3 protein-coding genes are annotated in these 2,909 nt (G+C 58.5%); all 3 read right to left on the reverse strand.

What is annotated here, in order from left to right:
* Positions 1–227: hypothetical protein (locus MJD61_00970; protein ID MCG8553852.1), on the reverse strand; the 227-nt coding region annotated here is incomplete at its 3' end.
* Positions 228–1,193: 966 nt separating this feature from the next.
* The gene (locus MJD61_00975) at positions 1,194–2,009 is read right to left on the reverse strand and encodes an RCC1 domain-containing protein (GenBank protein ID MCG8553853.1); all 816 of its coding nucleotides are present in this window, start codon (positions 2,007–2,009) and stop codon (positions 1,194–1,196) included.
* 134 nt (positions 2,010–2,143) lie between these two features.
* Positions 2,144–2,909, reverse strand: a 766-nt coding sequence (locus tag MJD61_00980; protein ID MCG8553854.1) for a hypothetical protein, incomplete at its 5' end; no start/stop codon positions are given.

Genomic DNA, 2,909 nt, shown 5'->3' on the forward strand with positions numbered 1-2,909 from the left:
CACGAGGTCAGCCGAGCCAACCAGATGCACCCCACGGGATGCTTACCCGTGGGCTCCAGCTGCGAGCCGCCACCGCCGCACCCGCCCGGATATCCCCAAGCCTCAACGCGGGTCAGGTCGTCGGCGAACGCCGGCGGCGCGTCGCGCTCGCAGAACCATCGCCGCGCTCGGCCACGGCGATCCTCTGCCCGCAACCCCGGTCGGTCTCCAGGTGTTGGGCGGCTCACGATCTAAAGCCCCCGGCTTTGCCGGGGGATAGTTACAGCTGGCGATGCAACTGCGGCGGTGGAGTGAGCTCATTCTCCATGTCCGCGCCTTGCTGCTTCCAACACTGGACGCCTCCACCCTCATGGACCCCGCAGACATGGTGCATGCCAGCTACTACTTTGGTCATCGGTCCGTGGGGAGGGTTGCCGACATTGGAGCAGACAAAGCTACCGTCGTCACGAAGGGCGCAGGTTGCGTTCCCTGCACTTACATCCACGTATGACCCCGAAGGGATATTGGGCTCGTTTGTCGGAGCACCCCAACATTCAACCTCACCATCAGTAGTCAAACCACATACATGATTAAACCCGGCATCGAGCCGCTCAAAGACCACCGAGTCGGGTATCCCCACGAAATAGGTGTCATCCCCCCAACACTGGACCTTGCCTGCAAGCGATAGCGCACATCCGTAAAGAAGGCCTAACGATATGTCCTTGAATTGACCTTGCGACGGAGGCTCATACGCAACGGGGAACGGAGCCGAGAATGGCCAGCTACCCCAGCAGCGCACCTTCCCTTCCGGCGTCAAACCACATGTATGTCCGGCGCCTGCAGATACGTTCGTGAACTTTTGGTCAACCGGTGCGTCCACTCGCCCGTACTCCTCGTTTCCCCAGCAGACCACGTCACTATCGGACTTCGTGATGCCACACGTATGTACCGGACCCACGGAAACGAGCCTCATCGGAGTGTCTGGCGGCTCACTCTGACCGTATTCGTTTTCACCCCAGCAAAGCGTCCTGTCTTCAGGACCAATCGCACAGGCGTGCCGAAACCCCACCGAAAGCGATGTAACCTCGGGCCATGAGCTAGGTTGTGTACTTTTGTTCCCAGGCGCGAAGGACAAGAAACATCCGCTTGCGAAGAAGACAGCGCTTGCGGGTCGACCCGCGCAGCGCAACCAACGAGCGACACGGACAACACGCTTACAGCCCCGGGGGGACATCCATTGCTTCCCAGCCGTCGCCCCAGCACAGAATCTCGTCTGCATCGGTACGACCACAAAAATGCTTATCACCCGCACCCAGTTCCTTGAACTTCACATGCTCCGGCGCCGGCCTGGCCGTATATGGAGGAAGCCCCTTGCACTGCAAAGAACCGTCTTCCTTCAACGCACAAAGCGACGCATTTGCGGCGGCGAGATGACGGAACGGACCCTGCATCTCTTCGATGCTCGCCGGCGGGTTACCCCAACACTCAAGCTTGCCCCTCGGAGTAAGCCCGCAGGAAAACTCCCAACCGAGTTCCAGTGCGGCAAATCCTGACGCGGGCGGTTTCGTCTGCCTCTGCATACCGAACCCCCAGCAAATAGTGGACCTGTCCGCTCTGATCCCACACGCATGCTTCGCGCCCAACGCCACGAAGCGGTAACGACCTGGTGGTGGAACACCGCCGTAGCGACTCAGTTTACCCCAGCAGTCCAGCACCCCGTCGGTTCTCACACCGCAGGTCGCGTCATCCGAAGTCGATACCCCAGCATACTCGTAATCGGAGCTTGCACGCTGCCCGTCGAAATTGTCGCCCCAGCAACGTAGCGCACCATCGAACTGAAGCACACAACCGTGGTTCCCACCCACCGATACGGCCCGATAGCGACCCGAAGGCGGGTCCGTACCGTCCCGTATCCTCGACGGACCAAAGGTGCCGCCCCAGCAGAGCAACTCGCCGCCTCCTGTGAGCGCACAACTACTTCCTCCACCAGCATCTACGGTAGTGCCCCAAGGCTCCACCATGAGAGGCATACCTATGCTCGAGCCTGCAGCACCCCCAGCATCCGGTAAGTTTCCATGCGCAGCCAAGCAACCCCCGAGCACCGGGATGCAGGCAGCCCATGTACATCTCATCAAACCGTTCATACACGTTGATTAAAAATCCACTACCACCCGATTTGTTCAGCGATTGTCCTGATGCGAGAGCATAGCTCGCCATTCCTTGGCAATCCACCCTGCAGGAGCTGGCCGATCTCGTCAGGCTGGGTTCCGTGCTCCAAACCGAGGACGTGCCCAAGCTCATGGGTCAACGTGTTGTACGCATTGGAAGTAGTTTGGATATTTCCTGCGAGCAGCAAAGCCCAGGCCATGCCATTGCCCGAACTTTCCGGAGAGCAACCCATACCGGCTGCACCGAGTTCGCTATTTGTAGTAGCGTCCTCTGCGACGAACACATGAATCCCTGGCGTGTTCCTGTACGCCTGAATGATCTCTCTCAGCTGCGTGTGTAATGGGCTGAGGTCCAGAATGCAACATGGACAGCGAGCAAGTTGATGTACCGGCAGGGGAACCCGCTCAAGACCGTGACTTTCCCGGATAAAGTCTACCGAGCTGACGACGAACTGAACCCCGCACGACAAGAAGGTTTCGTCTGGCACATCAGCTGGTCTTCCGTTCGTGCCGTGAGTCAACGAAGTGGTCGCCTGAAATCCCCAATCGAAATTCGAGGTATACGTCACAAACCCTTCATCAACTACGTAGTTGTCCTCGATAAACAACGAAGCGGCTCGAGCCCAAGCTTTCTGGTCGTTATACCGCGCGAGACCCAATGCAGTGGGAAGTTCTGAAGGACCATTCCCATGCTGATCGACAAACACATGGAAATTGATCCCGACCAACAACGTCGAAGAGTCCATCGCCAACTTTTTCCTA

This window comes from Pseudomonadota bacterium (genome assembly GCA_022361155.1).
GTDB lineage: Bacteria > Myxococcota_A > Polyangia > Polyangiales > JAKSBK01 > JAKSBK01.